This window comes from Imperialibacter roseus (assembly GCF_032999765.1).
GTDB lineage: Bacteria > Bacteroidota > Bacteroidia > Cytophagales > Cyclobacteriaceae > Imperialibacter > Imperialibacter roseus.
Map to the genome: position 1 here is coordinate 1,075,719 of NZ_CP136051.1, position 17,250 is coordinate 1,092,968.

General features: G+C 47.4%; 18 protein-coding genes. 8 read left to right on the forward strand and 10 right to left on the reverse strand.

What is annotated here, in order from left to right; translation table 11 throughout:
• Window positions 1–61 precede the first annotated feature (61 nt).
• The 3 genes from RT717_RS04655 (at window position 62) to RT717_RS04665 (ending at window position 2,813) form a co-directional block, all read left to right on the forward strand.
• Window positions 62–430: a VOC family protein gene (locus RT717_RS04655; protein ID WP_317490566.1), complete on the forward strand. Its 369-nt coding sequence runs from the start codon at window positions 62–64 to the stop codon at window positions 428–430.
• Between the two features lie 129 nt (window positions 431–559).
• Window positions 560–1,417, forward strand: coding sequence for a hypothetical protein (locus RT717_RS04660; protein WP_317490567.1), 858 nt, complete (start codon window positions 560–562; stop codon window positions 1,415–1,417).
• Window positions 1,418–1,955: 538 nt separating this feature from the next.
• Window positions 1,956–2,813: a hypothetical protein gene (locus tag RT717_RS04665; RefSeq protein WP_317490568.1), complete on the forward strand. Its 858-nt coding sequence runs from the start codon at window positions 1,956–1,958 to the stop codon at window positions 2,811–2,813.
• Window positions 2,814–2,988: 175 nt separating this feature from the next.
• On the opposite strand, the gene RT717_RS04670 is transcribed toward RT717_RS04665, so the two are convergent.
• The gene (locus RT717_RS04670; RefSeq protein WP_317490569.1) at window positions 2,989–3,891 is read right to left on the reverse strand and encodes an NAD-dependent epimerase/dehydratase family protein; all 903 of its coding nucleotides are present in this window, start codon (window positions 3,889–3,891) and stop codon (window positions 2,989–2,991) included.
• A 58-nt stretch (window positions 3,892–3,949) separates the two neighbouring features.
• Here RT717_RS04670 and RT717_RS04675 point away from each other — a divergent pair, with 58 nt between their 5' ends.
• The 3 genes from RT717_RS04675 (at window position 3,950) to RT717_RS04685 (ending at window position 6,400) form a co-directional block, all read left to right on the forward strand.
• Complete coding sequence (locus RT717_RS04675; protein ID WP_317490570.1) at window positions 3,950–4,075, forward strand: hypothetical protein; 126 nt, start codon at window positions 3,950–3,952, stop codon at window positions 4,073–4,075.
• A gap of 205 nt (window positions 4,076–4,280) precedes the next feature.
• Window positions 4,281–5,303: an LLM class flavin-dependent oxidoreductase gene (locus tag RT717_RS04680; RefSeq protein ID WP_317490571.1), complete on the forward strand. Its 1,023-nt coding sequence runs from the start codon at window positions 4,281–4,283 to the stop codon at window positions 5,301–5,303.
• A 14-nt stretch (window positions 5,304–5,317) separates the two neighbouring features.
• Window positions 5,318–6,400: an FAD-dependent oxidoreductase gene (locus RT717_RS04685; protein WP_317490572.1), complete on the forward strand. Its 1,083-nt coding sequence runs from the start codon at window positions 5,318–5,320 to the stop codon at window positions 6,398–6,400.
• A 58-nt stretch (window positions 6,401–6,458) separates the two neighbouring features.
• On the opposite strand, the gene RT717_RS04690 is transcribed toward RT717_RS04685, so the two are convergent.
• The 5 genes from RT717_RS04690 to RT717_RS04710 all read right to left on the reverse strand — a co-directional run bounded on the left by RT717_RS04690 (window position 6,459) and on the right by RT717_RS04710 (window position 12,700).
• Complete coding sequence (locus tag RT717_RS04690; RefSeq protein WP_317490573.1) at window positions 6,459–6,968, reverse strand: DUF6169 family protein; 510 nt, start codon at window positions 6,966–6,968, stop codon at window positions 6,459–6,461.
• A 469-nt stretch (window positions 6,969–7,437) separates the two neighbouring features.
• The gene (locus RT717_RS04695) at window positions 7,438–9,102 is read right to left on the reverse strand and encodes an ATP-dependent nuclease (RefSeq protein ID WP_317490574.1); all 1,665 of its coding nucleotides are present in this window, start codon (window positions 9,100–9,102) and stop codon (window positions 7,438–7,440) included.
• A gap of 177 nt (window positions 9,103–9,279) precedes the next feature.
• Window positions 9,280–11,205, reverse strand: a complete 1,926-nt coding sequence (locus RT717_RS04700; RefSeq protein WP_317490575.1) for a S9 family peptidase — start codon at window positions 11,203–11,205, stop codon at window positions 9,280–9,282.
• A 197-nt stretch (window positions 11,206–11,402) separates the two neighbouring features.
• Entirely contained in the window at window positions 11,403–11,702 is a 300-nt protein-coding gene (locus RT717_RS04705; protein ID WP_317490576.1) for a DUF1801 domain-containing protein, read from the reverse strand.
• A 122-nt stretch (window positions 11,703–11,824) separates the two neighbouring features.
• Entirely contained in the window at window positions 11,825–12,700 is an 876-nt protein-coding gene (locus RT717_RS04710) for a cyclase family protein (protein WP_317490577.1), read from the reverse strand.
• Window positions 12,701–12,856: 156 nt separating this feature from the next.
• On the opposite strand from RT717_RS04710, the gene RT717_RS04715 reads away from it, so the two are divergent.
• Together RT717_RS04715 and RT717_RS04720 are read left to right on the forward strand one after the other, a co-directional pair.
• Complete coding sequence (locus RT717_RS04715; protein WP_317490578.1) at window positions 12,857–14,542, forward strand: GMC family oxidoreductase; 1,686 nt, start codon at window positions 12,857–12,859, stop codon at window positions 14,540–14,542.
• 10 nt (window positions 14,543–14,552) lie between these two features.
• Window positions 14,553–15,116 carry a gluconate 2-dehydrogenase subunit 3 family protein gene (locus RT717_RS04720; protein WP_317490579.1) on the forward strand — a complete coding sequence of 188 codons (564 nt, stop codon included), beginning with the start codon at window positions 14,553–14,555 and terminating at the stop codon, window positions 15,114–15,116.
• On the opposite strand, the gene RT717_RS04725 is transcribed toward RT717_RS04720, so the two are convergent.
• From RT717_RS04725 to RT717_RS04740, 4 genes are all read right to left on the reverse strand, one after another.
• Window positions 15,113–15,406: a hypothetical protein gene (locus RT717_RS04725; protein ID WP_317490580.1), complete on the reverse strand. Its 294-nt coding sequence runs from the start codon at window positions 15,404–15,406 to the stop codon at window positions 15,113–15,115. The two genes, RT717_RS04720 and RT717_RS04725, sit on opposite strands and share 4 nt — an antisense overlap.
• A gap of 37 nt (window positions 15,407–15,443) precedes the next feature.
• Window positions 15,444–15,662: a hypothetical protein gene (locus tag RT717_RS04730; protein WP_317490581.1), complete on the reverse strand. Its 219-nt coding sequence runs from the start codon at window positions 15,660–15,662 to the stop codon at window positions 15,444–15,446.
• A gap of 84 nt (window positions 15,663–15,746) precedes the next feature.
• Entirely contained in the window at window positions 15,747–16,088 is a 342-nt protein-coding gene (locus tag RT717_RS04735) for a hypothetical protein (RefSeq protein ID WP_317490582.1), read from the reverse strand.
• 122 nt (window positions 16,089–16,210) lie between these two features.
• Window positions 16,211–17,239, reverse strand: a complete 1,029-nt coding sequence (locus tag RT717_RS04740) for a glycoside hydrolase family 43 protein (RefSeq protein WP_317490583.1) — start codon at window positions 17,237–17,239, stop codon at window positions 16,211–16,213.
• Window positions 17,240–17,250 lie beyond the last annotated feature (11 nt).

Sequence of the window (17,250 nt, forward strand, 5' to 3'; positions counted from 1 at the left end):
AACACTGGAAATGACCAGTTGCAATGCGTATATTAAATCGTAGAACATCCTAAACAAAGCCATGGCTGCCACCCCCTCACCTTTAGGTATCATCCCGGTTCTTCCCTCGCTCGACATACAACGTGACATAGAGTGGTATGACAAGTACGCCGGGTTTAGTTACTATTTTGGTGATAACGGATACGCCGGGTTAAGAAGAGAAAACCTGGAGTTCCATTTGCAGTTCCATCATGGCAATGAGGAAGATCCTATTACCGGCGGCTCTGTTATGAAGATTTTTGTTGCCGATATCAGGCCCTATATCGAGGAGTTTGTGAAGCGGGGAACCATCACGAAAGAGAAATTGCGAATGAACACGCCCTGGGGTACCCAAGAGTTTGGATTCTATGATTTGAACAAAAATGCCATTTTTGTGGAGCAGGATACGTGAGCTGGTTTTAAATGTGCCTTTGAGTGTGTCTGAGGTCATAAACCCCGTTCGGTGAGGCTTTGGTAAATGCATAAAAGGTAGTTATTGCCCAATAAAGTTTTGTTAAATTGGCAGGGAACCAAGTGCAGCTTGTACACAAGAATGGAAGACCGGAATATTGATTTTTTTTTTCTCGGCACGCTCCTGAAAGCATGCGTTGCTGGGGTCGCTTTGATCCTAGCTTCTAATTTTTTCTTTTTCCCGGAAGACGCCATAGGTGTCATTAATGCGCTGGTTATTTTGGTGGCCTGCCTGGTGGCACATCAGATCAGGGAGAAGCACCCAACGCCGGCGGTAATAATTCTAACGTCCATTACCTTGGCAGTGGTTTGCTACCAACGCCTCATGCAAATCAGCCCTTCCATTACCCTGGCTACTGTGATTATTATTGGTTTTATTTTTTCAGTGATGCTAAAGGGGCGAACCATGTGGGTCATGCATGGTATTGCTTTTATTATGCTAAATACTGTATTTCTTTATCACGTGTCGGACTTAGTAACGGCTGCCATTACCTACTCGATTTTATACCTTATCATCGCCTATGCCAGTGCCGTGCTGAAAGTCAACTACGACAAAATACATCAACACTTGCGACACGCAAATAAGGAGATGAGGAAAAAGGCAGAGGAGATAGCAACGCAAAATGAAGCGCTTCAGAAGACTCAGCAAGATCTTAATGCATTGAACAAGAACCTGGAGCAGATGGTGGGGGAGCGTACAGCGAAGATTAAGGCACAGAATGACATGCTGATTTCCTATAGCCATACCAATGCACATCATTTACGGGGACCGGTGGCACGACTACTTGGTCTCGCCACCATTTACGAGCTTGAGTCAGGCGGTAAGGTTGATGCGCTTGTGCAGAAAATGATAGAGCAGGCCAACGAAATTGACACCGTCGTTAAAAAGATAAATGCCGATCTGGAGTCAAGAGAACTGGAAATGTAAAGCGGTAGTTAGTCGGCCAGTGTTAAAACCAGAGCTGCAAGACCAGGCTGAGCTGTGTCAGGAGTCTGCCTGTTACTTGCAGGGAACTATTGCTTTTTATCGTTCCGTTGTGCCCTTGCTTTGCTGCCCTTGTGGGGCAATTAGTTAGCGAAGAAATTATTCGTTTCAATGGCTCCCGAACCACCGTCAAGGTTACCGTCTGCCGACGGGGAAAAGTAAGACCGTTTGTACTTTTTTTTGACTTTGTAATTCATTTATGGGCGGGTGTTTGCCAGCTAAGTCTATCGATGTTTTATGTAGAGACGTATGTGTGTCCGCAAACAAGGTTTTTTGGATGTATAAAGGAAAGTGAGTGAATAGCAAAAAATCATTGTCTTGACACCTGCGGAACGACAGCATGATTTGGATTGAGAATAGATAAAAAGGCATTTCGCTAAGGAATTCATTAGTTGCTGGTCAATTAGTTTGAATGGCCACTTTACCGCAGTAAACTTTTATTAAATTGAAAGCGAACCGATTTTTTTGAGTAACCAGCTACATGATAGTAAGGAACATTGAGAAATTTTTTCTCAACACCCTATTGAGGATAAGTATTCTTGGGGTTTCATTTATTCTCTTATCCAGTATAGTTTTTCGTCCTGAGAACATACTATCCACCATAGTTTCGCTAATCATCCTTTTGGCTTGCATTGCTGCTTATAAGTTGAGGGATAAATACCCTACGCAGGCTGTGCTTCTTTTAACCAGTACAACGCTGCTGGTGGTGGCTTACCAACGGATTACTGCCCCTCATGCCACTATCACACTGGCAGTGGTTATGATTGTTGGGTTTATTATCTCGGTGATGCTGAAAGGAAGAACCATGTGGGTCATGCACGGAATCACGTTTATTCTCCTCAATACAGTTTTTGTGTTTCACGTGTCGGAAAAGGTTACTGCTTGCATCACATTTTCTATTTTGTACTTTATCATCACTTTTGCCACTGCTGTGTTAAAAGGTAGCTACGATGGGATTCATTATCACTTACGAAACACCAATTTGGAACTCCAACGAAGGGCGAACGAAATAGCTGCGCAAAACAAAGAGCTTCATGCAACACAAGCAGAACTTAGCTTATTGAATCAAAACCTGGAGAAAATTGTAAGTGAGCGTACCGCAAGAATTAAGTCTCAAAACGAAATGCTTATCAGATATGGCCACATCAATGCCCATCATTTGAGAGGGCCGGTGGCAAGGCTGCTGGGCCTTGCTGCCGTTTATAAGCTGGGTTCCGACATGCAGCCTGATCAACTTGTGGAGAAAATGATAGCGCAGGCCAACGAAATTGACGCTGTGGTTAGAAAAATCAACGCTGATTTAGATTCCAACAACATGGGATGGAAAAGCGAAGATTGAGAGGGGGATGAACCAACTATAGGCGCCGGCACGGTAGCGATGGATTGTGCGCTGGGGCCGTCAGCCGCCGGAGTGAGGTTCACCGGTGTCTGACGGCTCTTGCTTGGGGGCTATTTGGCCGTGCCGACAACTGCGTTGGCCATGCCTTCAGCGCACGTCGAAGGGCAGCTGCCCATCAATCCCATTTCAAGTATTTCCTCCAATTATGCTCTTCTTTGAATCCCAGCACTTCACGGATTTTCCGATTTGAAAACAGGGCTTCATGCTCGCCCAGTTCACGGGTAATGGGTACGCCAGGGAAAAACCTCTCCGCCAATTCTTTGGTCGGGATAACAGCGCCGTTGTGGTCATTCCCAGCGTTGAAAACCTGATAGCCCAGGCCGTCTTTTTTCAAACAGAAATCCACAATCTGCCCCAGGTCACGTGCATCGATATAACAGAAGGCATTCCTGCGGCGCACTTCAGGATTTTTGAAGTAACCTGGAAAAAGTTCAGTGTATTCGTGAGGCTCAATCACGTTGCCGATACGAAGGGCGTAAATATCAAAGCCTGAACGTCGCTGGAAGCTGCGGGCTGTTTTCTCATTCACCACCTTCGACAGTCCATAGCTATCCATGGGGTCCACGTCATAATCTTCCTCCAGAGGCAGCACATGCGGGTCGGTTTTGCCATCTGAAAAGCAGACACCATAGGTGGTTTCCGAAGATGCAATGATAATTTTCTTTATACCAAGCTTCACAGCGGCTTCAATCACATTGTAAGTGCCTATGGTGTTGACCCGAAAAGTTTCGTTGTCGGGGTTGATCAAGATCCTGGGCACGGCTGCAAAATGCACCACAGCATCAAACCTGGGTATGCCCGTGCCTGCCTCCAGCTCATCCAGCCCGGCATACGAACTCATGGCATTGAACATTTGCCCGGAATCGGTAATATCAGCCTTCAGATTATCCACCCCCGGGTGATCTAAAGGTACCAGGTCTACATTCATTACTCTATGCCCCTGGTTGAGGAGGTAGGGCACCACGTGCTTTCCCGCTTTTCCTGATCCTCCCGTAAAAAATATGCGCTTTTTAGTCATTCATGCTGTTGTTTAGTGCTGAAAGCAACTTACGCACTGAGGGAAATAAAGCCAACAGATGAAAGGAATAATAGCTTATCATGTGGTGACGGGTGTGGAGGCTGGCGGACGCCAGAGGATGAATAGTCACAAGCGGACGCTTGCGACATGGTTGGGCCTGCTAGCCATGTATACTCCTGTTTAGTGCTGAAAGCAACTTACGCACTGACGGAAATAAAGCCAAAATGTGAAGCGAATAAAAAGGTAGGCACCACCGCCTTGAACGATGGCACCAATTTTCAGCGTAAAATGTTGTCCGATAATTAATATGAAAAGGTAGTGACACTATGCTTATAGCAAATAGGGCGTTTACTATCTTTAGCACCATTACATCAACCCATTGTGGGAATATGAAAAAGATAGGATTTTTATCATTTGGACACTGGGACAACCATCCGGCCTATGCCACCAAAACTGCCAGCGACACTCTGCTGCAATCTATTGACCTGGCGGTAGCAGCAGAAGAGATTGGGATAGATGGCGCTTATTTTCGGGTACACCATTTTGCGAAGCAGTTGGCCTCTCCTTTTCCATTACTGGCGGCAATTGGTGCTAAAACCAGCCGCATTGAAATTGGCACAGGCGTTATTGACATGCGTTATGAAAATCCGCTGTACATGGCGGAAGACGCCGGGGCGGCTGATTTGATTGCTGGTGGCAGGCTACAGCTGGGCATCAGCAGGGGTTCACCGGAACAAGTGATTGAGGGCTGGCGACACTTTGGTTATGAACCTGCCGAAGGAGAAACCGACGCAGACATGGGACGTCAAAAAGGGGTGCAATTTTTTGAACAATTGAAAGGAGTGGGCTTTGCGCAGCCTAACCCTTATCCAATGTTTCCAAATCCACCTGGGTTGTTGCGATTAGAACCGTTTTCTGCAGGACTGCGTGACCGCATTTGGTGGGGATCTGGTTCGGACGCCACGGCCGAGTGGGCGGGGAAAATGGGCATGAACCTCCAAAGCTCAACTTTGAAGTTCGATGAAAGCGGCAAGCCATTTCACGTGCAGCAAGCTGAACAGATCAGGTTGTACAGAAAAGCATGGAAGGAAGCCGGCCACCAGCGTGAACCCAGGATTTCGGTGAGCCGATCTATTTTTGCATTGGTCAGCCAGCAGGACAGGCACTATTTCGGTCGTGAGGCTGACAGGACGGATAAAATAGGCATGTTGGAGAACAACAGGAGGGCTATTTTCGGCAGGAGCTATGCCGCCGAGCCTGACCAACTGATTAAAGAACTGGCGCAGGATGAAGCTATTCAGGAGGCAGACACCCTTCTTTTGACCATACCAAATACCTTAGGTGTGGATTACAATGTGCATGTGCTTTCTTCCATTCTGGAGCATGTAGCGCCAGGGCTGGGATGGCGCTAACCTGATGGTTTTGAATGGCTAACAGAATTCGCTACAAAACCAAAATTGCGGTCATAGGGGCAGGGCAAGCTGGACTTTCTACGGCCTATCACCTGAAGAGACGTGGGCTGGAAGCAGGTCGGGACTTTGTGGTGCTGGATGAAGCACCCCGTCCTGGTGGCGCATGGCAGTTTCGCTGGCCCTCGCTTACGCTGAGCACGGTGAACAGGATTCACGACCTGCCGGGTATGCCGTTTGAAGAGACGATAGCAACGAACGCCACCGAAGTGAAGGCGAGTGTGGCGGTGCCACACTACTATGAGTTGTACGAAAAGAAGTTCGGTCTGCAGGTATATCGTCCGCTCAAGGTAGAGAAGGTGTACTGGCACAACGACCGGCTGCATATCGATACGTCTGCTGCGCTGTTTTCAGCTCAGGGACTGGTCAATGCCACGGGCACCTGGCAAAATCCCTATATTCCGGAGTACCCCGGTGCTGCCCTTTTTGAGGGAGAGCAGCTGCATACCAGGGATTTCAAGACCGCTGATTATTTCAAAGGCAAGCATGTGATAATAGTAGGGGCTGGTATCTCTGCCATTCAGCTACTGAACCAGATCTCGAAAGTGACCACTACCACCTGGGTGACCCGGCGGCCGCCGGAATTCAGAGAGGGGCCGTTTGACGATGCAGCAGGGCACAATGCTGTGGCGATGGTAGAAGAAAGAGTGCGGAAAGGTCTGCCGCCCTTGTCGGTGGTGTCTGTAACCGGGCTGCCCTTGTCGCCGACTGTTCTTGATATGAAAAAGCGGGGCGTACTCAACCGCCTCCCTATGTTCAGCGAGATCACAAAAACTGGGGTGAAATGGGCCGATGGCAGAGAAGAAAAAGCTGATGTGATTTTGTGGAACACCGGGTTCAAAGGTGCTCTTTCGCATTTGGATGCTGTGCTGCCCAGAGAAGAAGGTGACGGCATTGTTATGGCTGGCAGCCTCGCCACTATGGTCGCCAAAGAGCCCCGGATCCATCTGGTGGGCTATGGGCCTTCCGCCTCTACTATCGGTGCCAATCGTGCGGGCGGCGCAGCAGCCCGGGAATTGATGAGGGAGCTGGGGTTGTGAAGCAGAAGCTTAGGTCATGGGGAACCGGAATGCTGCTCGGGACATATTGGAGAGCGGGCTACTCCATTTTGGATTCCTTCAGAATAGCCTGAACTTCATTAAAGCATCTGGTAATATTAGCTGCTCCAAGGTCATTCTCCCTGTCAAATAAAATACTCGATTTGATGACTACATCTCCTTCCAAACTGGAGTCCAATTTAGAGATGCGTTTATTCAGGCTGCTTTTGACGTACCATCCATTAAACAACTTTTCTCTGGTCAACTGCCTTCCATCAGTGCTGTCGCAGGTGTACAATAGAATTCGATTCCTGATCTTGAAAAAGTGATCCACTATATGGTCTACGGTCAGGGCTATTTCACGATCCTGTTTTCCATCCCCGGATACAGTTTTATTTACCGAGACCGAGAATATGTCTGCACCCTCTATGTCAGTTCCGGAAAACAGATCATTAGCTTGCTGAAAGAACACTTCGTATTCAGCGCCGCATGTAGTAGCAAATTGATAGGAGTGTTTGGAGGTATCTAAGTATACCTTATAGAGGCATGGCAAGCTTAACGCCTCTTTCATTCAATTCTTCCTTAGATATTTCTCCTCTGGAATAAGCCAATATAGACTTCTTGTCTTCAACTAACTTCTTAGCTGCAGCGATAATTTTGTCTTTATGTGCTTTCGGCTTTTCCAAAATACTGAGAGTCAATTAGAAGTACTCGTATACAAAGGTAGTGAACTAATATATTTTATGCTAATTAACCTATGGTAGAACACCTGATTCAACGTTAGTAGCGGCGATTGGTTGCCACCATTTCCTCAATTCCAAAACCTGGACATTTAGAAAAACAGGTGAAGCTGGTGAACGCCAGTTAGTAGAAAACCCAAGCCTGCCCAGCTGGGAGAGACCCTTACGGCATTGAGGAGGGTAGATTTAGGGATTTAAATCCCATTTTATGGGAACTTCGACATGCCCTTCGGAACATGTCGAAGAGCAGGGCTTCAGTTTTCTCGATCAGTTGTAAGCCTAGATGAACCTGTCATTGAACTAATCGGGGATACCCTTTTTGTTCGGATTTGTAAACCATTCGCCAATTTTTGCTACGAACTCCCAGACATCTCCATCATCTGGCTTTACATAATTTTGACTTGTTGAATCTTCGCCTAATTTTTCAAAAATTTGAATAAGCCACTCTGGGCTATGTTTAGACACAACTCCTAATCCCCTTAGCCAGCTTTCCAACTCACCTTTTCTGACGGTGAATATTCCATATTCGTCAAGTTGATCAAAGAGATTATTGCAGGCTTCTTTGTCGCTAGGATCGAGGATGTCGACCCCACCATTCTTCTTAAAATCAATTCTTTTTTCGTCAAACCGGCCCTTTATATGTGATCTTGAAGTTGCTGTTGAACTAACTGTTAGACTTGGGATAAAGGCACTATTAAGCAAGTTTGACCACACTGTTCCACCTTCTTTGATAACATCAACGTCGACAATCGCCGCACATGGTATCCCCATTCCCCTTAGAGGATTCATGATTTCGTGTATCGTTTGTTTGTTTTGAGCGTTAAGGAACAGACAATTTGGAATCCCTTTGGAAGTGAACATTAAGAGTCGCTCATTTATTTCTTGATAGAAAGCTCTGTCAGCATCTCCTTCTGTTACAATGACATATTCGTAGAAAAGCCCATTTAATACGCCAACCGAGCGAAGCAAAGGATGACGCATTACCCTAAGGACTTTTTCGCTTGGAAGTATTCTCGCTGTTGCAACGTTGTTAGAGTAAGTTAATCTAATAATGTTGATGGGGGTTCCAGACTGAATACATCCCATTAGGAAGTATGCACTATGAGTTGATACAAATAGATTTTTGGTGGAGCCATTAACAGAATTGCTAACCTCTTTCCCAAGATTTGCTGCTAGTGAGGGGTGTAGGAATGCCTCTGGTTCGTCTATTAGAATGACTTTTGGGTCGCCGGCAATCAAAGTTGTAATTATTCCAGTGAAAGCCTTTACTCCATCGCTTGCGAGAGCGATATCTAGTGCCTTGCTGTGGAAATTAACTGCGTCTTCATGGATTCCACGTTCCTGCATATCATCAGATGGAGCTACATCGGAAAGACGTATTCTGAACTGGCCTAGACTTGTTGGATCAATGACGAAAAATTTCTTAAAAGCATCCTTTATGATCCTTCGAACTTCATGTCTTTTAGAATTGTCTTTAAAGAGCACTTGTAAGCTTGTTTGTGGATGACCCTGCAGATCACCTGCTTGCTGTGGTTCAATTAACCCTATCCTACTTTGCCCGTCAATCATCGTTGTATTGAAACTGACGTAGTAGTTAGAATAGTCTTGACGGTTTGAGGCGACATCGCTTAGGATGGTTAATAAACTTTCCTTCCTAATTTGAACCCTGTATGGCCCTTTGCCAAAAATTATCTGACCGGGTTGTATGAATTCATTTTGCCGAGGAGATAGCGTATGCTTGATTATTTCCGACTCGGGATTTGCTATTGGTTTATACACTAAATGGTCCAGTATGAGATTACCTCCATTTACTATTCCATTTACGCAAAAGGTGTAAATCTCGGTCAGTACTTTACTTTTTCCAGAATTGTTGGGACCGACAAAGACAGTAATTGGGGTGGTATTTGTGTCAAGTGCGGGCCTTCCCGGTGTTGATCCAAATTTTAGCTTGATCTTCGATATCATAACTCGAGAGGTTGTTTTAAAATTACAAATACTAGCCCCATAATTTTAGCGTATATATTAGTGTGCGTTTGGTAGTGATCTGGGGTTCTTGTTTGTCAAATCTCACTAATTGGATATGTGATGCTATAGTCTGTAAAGTTGCCAGCAACCATCTGGTAAATACTGGCAATTAATTCACTACTCCCCCGCCGCAGGCTCCCCTTCACCCTTCAAATACTTATCAAGGAAAACCAGCACCTTGCCGTAGCCTTCAATCTCGTTTTCCTTTTTGCGGAAGCCGTGGCCTTCGTCGTCGAAGACGACATACTCTACCGGCACGCCGTTGGCTTTCACTCCTGCTACTATTTCGTCAGATTCCACTGGCAGCACCCGAACGTCGTTGGCGCCTTGCAGCACCATCAGTGGCTTGGTTACCCTTTCGGTGTGGAAGAGAGGAGAGATTTCATACAACCTCACCGAGTCTGCTGTGTAGGGATCGCCCATTTCATCGTAAAGCGATTTGCGGAAGCTTTCCCAATAAGGAGGGATGGACTTGAGCGTGCGCAGCCAGTTGGTGACACCAAACAGGTTTACACCTACATTGAACTCATCAGGGGCAAAGGTAAGTGCTGCCATTACCATATAGCCGCCGTAAGAGCCGCCAATGATGCCCACCTTGTCCATGTCAATCACACCAGTCGACTCCAGGTAGGTTTTGCCGGCCACGCAGTCTTTCAGGTCTTTGTCGCCGTGGTTTTGGTCGTCCATGTGGTAGAATGTTTTGCCATAGCCACTGCTGCCCCGGTTGTTCACCGCCAGTATGGCATAGCCATGGTTCACCAGGTATTGGATCAAAGCAAAATAGCTCAGCCTGGTTTGTCCGCCAGGGCCGCCGTGCACCCACACGAGCGCAGGTACTTTGTCGCCGGGAGCTGCATTCTTAGGCTGGTAGTAAATGCCCGGAATCTCTGTGCCATCAAACGACTTGAAGCGCACTACCTTGCCCTCTACCAGGTCGCTGGCAGCCATTTCAGGATTGAGCGTGTGGGTGAGTTTGGTGAGGGCATTGGTTTCGAAGTTGTACACATAGATATTACTGGGCGACGCTGAGGTGCTCACGGTCAGGCGGGCCAGCTTCTCACTGTCGGAAATATTTACTGAGGCAATGCTGCCTCCTTCAATGGCAGGAAGCATCACTTCTTTGCCGGTGGTCATGTCGAAAATATGCACTTTGGTGGAGGCATCTTCGTTCACGCCAATCACCCGGTACTTTCCATTTTGTGACTCATAGGCGTACCACACATCCCATTTGTCTTCGTATACTTTTTCAGTGGCTTTTGTCTCCAGGTTCATCTTCATCAGGTAGACAAACTCTGCCCCTTCGTCGGTGGTGTAGTACAACTCCTTGTTGTCGAGGCTGAAGAACTGCGGGCCATATTGCACGTCACCCTCATGCTCGCTGATGTCGGTGGTTTCGCCGGTCGATTTGTTGTAGAGATACATCTTGGAGTCAGCGCTGGTGATGGACTCAGTCAGTGCGAAATAGTTCTTGTCTGGCGAAATGGCAGCCACGTCCCTGCCGTCGTTGTTTTGATAGATCACCTCTCCAAAACCGGTTTCATTGTCAATGGAAGCAATCGTGCGCTCATAAACGTCCATGTATTTGGGGTCACGCTTGTTGGAGGCAATGAACATGCTTTGCTTGTCCTGGCTCCAGCCGTAAAACGAGCTCTTGGCGCTGTCGTAAGGCGTCAGATCCTTCTGCGTGCCGTCGGGCTGCTGCAGGTAAATGTGGTTGTTTTCGTTACCACCCTGGTCGGCGGTGAAGAGTAGCCGCTCGTCGTTCGGGAAGTAGGAGAGCGCAAAGTAAGAATCGACGGTGGAGTTAGTTAGCTGCTTTTTCTCGCCTTTGCCATCGACCGGGATTTCGTAGGCATTATAAATACCTGTTTCATTGGTGGAAACAAGCATCTTTGATTCATCTGGCGAGAAGCTGCCGCCGCTCACGTTGATGTTTTTGTAGAATTGCTCGATGGAATAAGTTTTCACAGCCTCCTTCTCCGGAGTTTGTTCACAGCCGAAAAACAGGCCAAATGCCATTGCTGGCAGGATAAGTCTTTTCATAAGAATGGTAAATTTTGGTAATTAGGCAGGTATAAAGATAGGGGAAAAAGTGGGAGAGTAAGGAGTGGAAAAGTAAGAAGTAGTTGGTAAGCAGTAAGTTCCAGCAAATCGCTTTTTCTCACCTGCAATTTCATTTCACCTTTATTATCCCATTCTGTACAAATCCAGAGCATCATTTAGTAATTGCCTGATGGATTCTATCGGCAAGTCTGCGCTGGGGTTGACCCGAAAATTTTCATCCGTGACCGGTTGCCCTCTTCCAGCTCAGGGTGTTGCAGGTGTTTGCCTTCCACCATCAACAGGTAAGGCTCGTCGGTCTTCTTGTCGGTCCACAGGTAGCAGAACATCTTGTTCTTGTAACAGAAGCAGGGCATGCCATACTTCTGCGTTTCGGTTACCTCGTCGTCCTGTTGAAGGATGATGCTTCGCAGGGCCAACAGACAGCTTTTGGCCGGCTCATTCTTGCTGAGGTAGTATTGGCTGTTGTCGTGAAGCATACGCTTAAATCACCGGAAACACGTTAGAAATTTCATTCACGGGTGTCCTGCCTTAAACTATTAACCATCGCAGGCAAGGCATGGCCGCCGCTAGCAGCACGAGCATTGATGATGGCGTTCATTTACAATTTGGCATACGCACGCACAGGAAAAGTACCCATGCCTTTGACCTTTGGAGGCACAGCGTGGAAAGTGTAGCCAGCGGCGGGCAGCATATCAAGGTTACACATGTGCTCCACAATCAGGATGTCGGCGCCCAGCAGGGTGGAATGAACAGGGCGGGCTTTGCCTCTGGTGTCGTCGATGTTGTGGCTATCGATACCCACCAGCTTCACGTCGCATTCCCGCAGGTATTCAGCCGCTTCTTTGGTTACATAGGGGTGGTCAGTGAAATAGGCTTCCGTGTTCCAGTTGGTGGCCCAGCCAGAGTGCACCAGCACAGCCTTGTTCCTGATCTCTTTGTTTTTAAAAAAGTCGATACCAATTTCCGTGACTCCCTTCGCTTCGATGGTAATGCCATTTAGACCTGTAAAGGCGTTAAGCGGCACTTCCGACAGGTCTGTTCCCTCTTCAAAAAAATGAAACGGGCAGTCAATGTAGGTGCCCGTATTAGCTACCATGTCAATGCGCCCAATCTGAACGGTCACGCCTTTCTCGTAGATTTCCTTTGACTGCTCTCTGCTCAGGTAGTCGCAAATAACAGGTGCAGGGAGGCCTTTGTAGGTGACCAAGCCATCAAACACAGTATGGCTGAGGTCGATAAGCTCTTCTCCCTGCGCAAGTGAGATAGGAGATCGCTTGTGCTCTTCAACGATGTAGCGTTTGTTAATGATCTTCACTTTGCCTACCATCAGCAGGCGCATGTCCCACACTATGTAGTCGGCCAGCTCTTTGTCGGAAATGGACTCCCCGCCAATATCGAGGCGAAATTCCTGTCCCTGTATACCCCCACCGTTGGTGAAGCTGATATCGAAGTCGAATATTACTCTTTTGGACATGGCTACAAACTCTGGTGATCAAAAAGTGATGAAAAATGGATTGTCAGGAAGTGGTAGGTGTCAGTCATGTAAAAATACAATATTCTTGTTCAAGTCCCTCCCAATTTTTATAACTTGATAGATTAATGCTTAACTACAATACCCTGAATTTACAATATGGATAACACCTTTGATGCCATCGTGATCGGCTCGGGAATTTCCGGTGGCTGGGCTGCGAAAGAGTTATGTGACAAAGGGTTAAGAACGCTTGTTCTGGAAAGAGGGCGGGATGTAGTGCATAATAAAGACTACCCTACGGCTAACCTCAGGCCCTGGGAGCTGAAACACAGAGGCGCTCTGACTAAAAAGTTCAAAGAGGCAAACCCGCTAATCACCAAAGCCGCCGGGTTTGGAGAGGACACAAAACACTTTTTTATTGAAGATAAAGACCATCCTTATGTGCAGGAGAAACCATTTGACTGGATCCGTGGCTATCAGGTGGGAGGCAAGTCGATTATCTGGGGCCGGGCCACCCAACGCTGGAGCAAGTATGAATTTACGGCACCGGAGCGCCATGAATATGGTATGAAGTGGCCCATAGGCTACGATGATGTGGCTCCCTGGTATTCGCATGTCGAAAAGTTCATGGGCGTATGCGGCACCAAAGATGGTATTGAAGCGATGCCTGATGGAGAGTTTCTGCCTCCTTTCCAGTTCAACTGTGTGGAGCAGCACATGAGCGACAAAATCAAAGAGCACTTCCCCGACCGGCACATGGTGCATGCCCGCTGGGCGCACATCACTGAGCCTCAGGAAATCCACATTCAGCAGGGAAGAGGCCAATGCCAGGCCCGCAACATGTGTATGCGGGGTTGTCCATTTGGTGGCTATTTCAGCTCTGTATCGTCCACTTTGCCCTGGGCAGATAAAACTGGTAATATGACTATTCGGCCTTTTTCTGTAGTGCACTCCATTCTTTATGATGAGGCTTCTGGCAAGGCCAGCGGTGTGCGGGTGATTGACGCCAATACCAAAGAGGTTACCGATTTCAAAGCCCGGATCATCTTCCTTAATGCCTCAGCGCTCAATAGCACCCTGATTATGCTGAACTCGAAGTCGAACCGCTTCCCCAATGGGCTGGGCAACGACAACGACTTGCTTGGCAGATATGTAGGGTTTCACAACTACCGGGGTTGGGCCGGAGGAGAGGTCGACGGGTTTGAAGACAAATACTATTACGGAAGAAACCCTACAGAGCCGATTATTGCCAACTTCCGGAATTTGGGCGATCGTGACACAGATTTTGTGGGCGGGTACACCATTTTCTCAGGTGCCTGGCGGGCGAGGGGTGTGCATTTCAAACAGCCTGCCATAGGTGCAGCCTATAAATTGTCGCAGACAGAACCTGGCGGCTGGCATGTGTATATGTACATGCAGGGAGAGACCATTCCCAAAGCGGAAAATCATGTGAGGCTAAGCGAAACAGAGAGAGACCAGTGGGGCATTCCCCTGCTGATAACATCTGTGGGCTACGACGACAACGACGAGAAAATGGTGGCCGATTTTCTTACCCAGGCTCGGCTGATGATGGAGAAAGCAGGCGTTAAAAACATAGAAACAAATGACAGCAAGCAAGCGCCAGGCCTCGACATCCATGAAATGGGTGGAGCGAGGATGGGCACCGATCCAGCCAATTCCATTTTGAATGAATGGAATCAGGTGCACCAATGCAAAAATGTGTTTGTGACCGACGGCGCCTGCATGACAAGCACAGGCAATCAGAGCCCATCCATTCTATACATGGCGCTGACGGCCAGGGCTGCTAACTATGCAGCGGAGGAGTTTAAGAAAGGCAATTTGTAAGCGAAGAGCTATGAACAGAAGAAAAGCGATATCAGCCACCGCACTGCTTATGGGAGGCACCATGGTGGGGGCCCAGGTATTTTTAACCGGGTGCAAGCCATCAGCTCCCAAGGAGGGGCTTTTTAGTGCGAATGACATTGCGTTGTTGGACGAAGTCGGTGAAACTATACTGCCGACCACCGAAGGTTCTCCAGGGGCAAGGGCCGCTAAAATCGGCGAGTTCATGAAGGCGATTGTTACTGACTGCTACAGCGAAGAGGAGCAAAAAGTATTTACAGAAGGACTTGTGAAGCTCAACAAGGCCAGCCAGCAAATGCAGGGGGATGACTTTATGCTCATTGGTGCTGAGAAGAGGGAGTTATTGCTTGTTGCCCTTTTGGAGCAAGCGGAAAAGTACAATGATAGCAAGGCTGAGGACGAGCCTGTTCACTACTTTAGCATGATGCATCAGCTCACCAATTGGGGCTATTTTTCTTCCGAGCCAGGCGCCACGCAGGCACTTAGATACATAGCTGTACCAGGGAGATGGGAGGGATGTGTGCCTTATGCTAAGGGCGATAGAGCCTGGGCTTAGGAAATGGCCCAATAGGCGGCAACAAGCAAGGAGAGGAAAAAGGAGAACGAGGTGATGAGCCTGCCGGAGAAGCCAAGGATTCGTTCTGTCAGGTGAAAGGGAGCAGCTTGCAAACCGAAGAAGATCGTTCCGTAAAAAAGAAAGGCAGGCAGGAACTCCAAAGACAATAGACCTTCAAAAGAGTACCTTCCTTCGTCAATGTAGAATAGCATGAGAGTGATTGTCGAGGCTATCGTCAAGAAGAGGCTATGAGCCAACTGGTTTTTTCTGGTGTGAACTAGTGCTTTCATAAAAGATTAGTTTTTACTTAATGCAGAGCGGGAGAGGTCAGCCATTTTTCTTCCAGAAGTCTTCGCTGCTCAAGGTTCTCTCATTTTTATGATCGTCCATTCCTTTATAAATGGATTCTTTTTGGCCCCCTGTCCAATCAGTATACCAATCTCCTTGCTCCGATGACTCTTTTAGTTGGCTAATGGCGTCAAGTAGAACCTCATCTTCAAGCTTTAGAATCCATTCAGCCAGTTGATTTCGGGTAGTCAAGGTCATATCACTTTCGTTTATAATAAATATAAGAAAAATTGGGTGAAGTCAGAAGCCGGGGTTTTAGACTTGAAAACAGTAATTGAAAAATTACAGCTTAATCAAATAACTATACTCATCAATCATTTCATGCTCTTTACTGAAGCTGGCGCCCTGCAACTCAAAGAAGCTGCAGCAATTTTCCGAAACACCTTTGTATACAATCGTACAAATCACGGTTCCGGCATCGCCAAGCTTTAGTTCAAACTCAGTGGATCGGTCTGCACTTTTCCAGCCTATTTCATCGGACACTATTTGGTTGTCAGTAATCAAAAAATCCACCTCTTGACCGGTATCCGTGGCTTTTAATGTGATGTCGGCCGTGTTGATCGTTCCATTTTCTATCAGATTAGCACCTGTTTCCAAATCCACAATTTCTAATTTGAAAGTCATTGGTGGACTGGTGCACTCAGATTTGCAGCCGCAGGAATAGGAAAAGAGTAAAACTATGGTACTAACAAAGAGCGTTCTCATGGGCGACTTTTTATTGTCCGAATATGCAAAACTGGCAATATTTAAAGTGGTCTGGCTTCCACACCTTCAAAAGTAATCTTTACAGGCTTAATGGTGCCATCTTCATTGAACTCCAGTTTGTCGATGCAGGTTACCCGATGGTCACGGCCTTCGTTCGGGATCGGGCGGCGGTGGTACACAATATACCACTCGTCGGTATTGGGCACATTGATGACCGAGTGATGACCGGAGCCGGTAGCGACTTCAGGATCTTGCGATAGGATCGTTCCTATCCGCTCAAATGGGCCAAACAAAGAATCGGAAATAGCATAGGCCACCCGGTAGGTTTCGTCTCCCCAGTTGCCTTCACTCCACATAAAGTAGTACTTGCCGTTTCTGATGGCAAAGGTGGGACCTTCCACGTAGCCTTCCGGGGTAATTTCTTTCACCAGGTCGCCATCTTCAAATGGCACCAAAGCCGTGAAGTCGTCATTCAACTGCCCGATATTGCAATGGCGCCATCCTCCGTAAACGATATAGTATTTCCCGTCCATGGCTTTGAAAACATACTGATCGATGGGTTGCGCACCGTTGTAGAATTGATCGATGAGCGGCTTGCCCAGGTAGTCGGCAAAGGGCCCTGCGGGGCTGTCAGCCACGCCAATCCCAATGCCGCCCTGCTGTTTGGCTGCATCGGGGTTGTCTTTCCAGTAAGGGCCATCCTGATTTTGAATGTCGTTGGCTGCAAAGAAAAGAAAGTACCTCCCGTCTTTTTCAATAGCTGATGGGGCCCACATCGCCCGATTGGCCCATTTCACAATACTGGTATCAATAATACCCTCATGTTTTGTCCAGGTGACGAGGTCTTTCGAAGAAAAAGCATCTAGAAATACTTGCTCCTCATATTTCGCTGAGAAAGTGGGGTAGATCCAGTATTCGTCGCCAAATACCACGCCTTCCGGGTCGGCGTACCAGCCTTCCCATAAAGGATTGCCTGATAAGATCCTCTCCTCAGTTTGACTGTTTTTGGTGTTTTGGTTACACCCAAATAGGACAAGTAGCAGTCCCGTAAAAGCAAATGCTTTATTCATTGTGAAAGACT

What these genes read in the sequence shown, in the direction of transcription:
- RT717_RS04655 (WP_317490566.1), top strand. Translation starts at nt 62, where the DNA reads ATGGCTGCCACCCCCTCACCTTTAGGTATCATCCCGGTTCTTCCCTCG.
- RT717_RS04665 (WP_317490568.1), top strand. Translation starts at nt 1,956, where the DNA reads ATGATAGTAAGGAACATTGAGAAATTTTTTCTCAACACCCTATTGAGG.
- RT717_RS04670 (WP_317490569.1), bottom strand. Translation starts at nt 3,891, where the DNA reads ATGACTAAAAAGCGCATATTTTTTACGGGAGGATCAGGAAAAGCGGGA.
- RT717_RS04675 (WP_317490570.1), top strand. Translation starts at nt 3,950, where the DNA reads ATGAAAGGAATAATAGCTTATCATGTGGTGACGGGTGTGGAGGCTGGC.
- RT717_RS04680 (WP_317490571.1), top strand. Translation starts at nt 4,281, where the DNA reads ATGAAAAAGATAGGATTTTTATCATTTGGACACTGGGACAACCATCCG.
- RT717_RS04685 (WP_317490572.1), top strand. Translation starts at nt 5,318, where the DNA reads ATGGCTAACAGAATTCGCTACAAAACCAAAATTGCGGTCATAGGGGCA.
- RT717_RS04690 (WP_317490573.1), bottom strand. Translation starts at nt 6,968, where the DNA reads ATGAAAGAGGCGTTAAGCTTGCCATGCCTCTATAAGGTATACTTAGAT.
- RT717_RS04695 (WP_317490574.1), bottom strand. Translation starts at nt 9,102, where the DNA reads ATGATATCGAAGATCAAGCTAAAATTTGGATCAACACCGGGAAGGCCC.
- RT717_RS04700 (WP_317490575.1), bottom strand. Translation starts at nt 11,205, where the DNA reads ATGAAAAGACTTATCCTGCCAGCAATGGCATTTGGCCTGTTTTTCGGC.
- RT717_RS04705 (WP_317490576.1), bottom strand. Translation starts at nt 11,702, where the DNA reads ATGCTTCACGACAACAGCCAATACTACCTCAGCAAGAATGAGCCGGCC.
- RT717_RS04710 (WP_317490577.1), bottom strand. Translation starts at nt 12,700, where the DNA reads ATGTCCAAAAGAGTAATATTCGACTTCGATATCAGCTTCACCAACGGT.
- RT717_RS04715 (WP_317490578.1), top strand. Translation starts at nt 12,857, where the DNA reads ATGGATAACACCTTTGATGCCATCGTGATCGGCTCGGGAATTTCCGGT.
- RT717_RS04720 (WP_317490579.1), top strand. Translation starts at nt 14,553, where the DNA reads ATGAACAGAAGAAAAGCGATATCAGCCACCGCACTGCTTATGGGAGGC.
- RT717_RS04725 (WP_317490580.1), bottom strand. Translation starts at nt 15,406, where the DNA reads ATGAAAGCACTAGTTCACACCAGAAAAAACCAGTTGGCTCATAGCCTC.
- RT717_RS04730 (WP_317490581.1), bottom strand. Translation starts at nt 15,662, where the DNA reads ATGACCTTGACTACCCGAAATCAACTGGCTGAATGGATTCTAAAGCTT.
- RT717_RS04735 (WP_317490582.1), bottom strand. Translation starts at nt 16,088, where the DNA reads ATGACTTTCAAATTAGAAATTGTGGATTTGGAAACAGGTGCTAATCTG.
- RT717_RS04740 (WP_317490583.1), bottom strand. Translation starts at nt 17,239, where the DNA reads ATGAATAAAGCATTTGCTTTTACGGGACTGCTACTTGTCCTATTTGGG.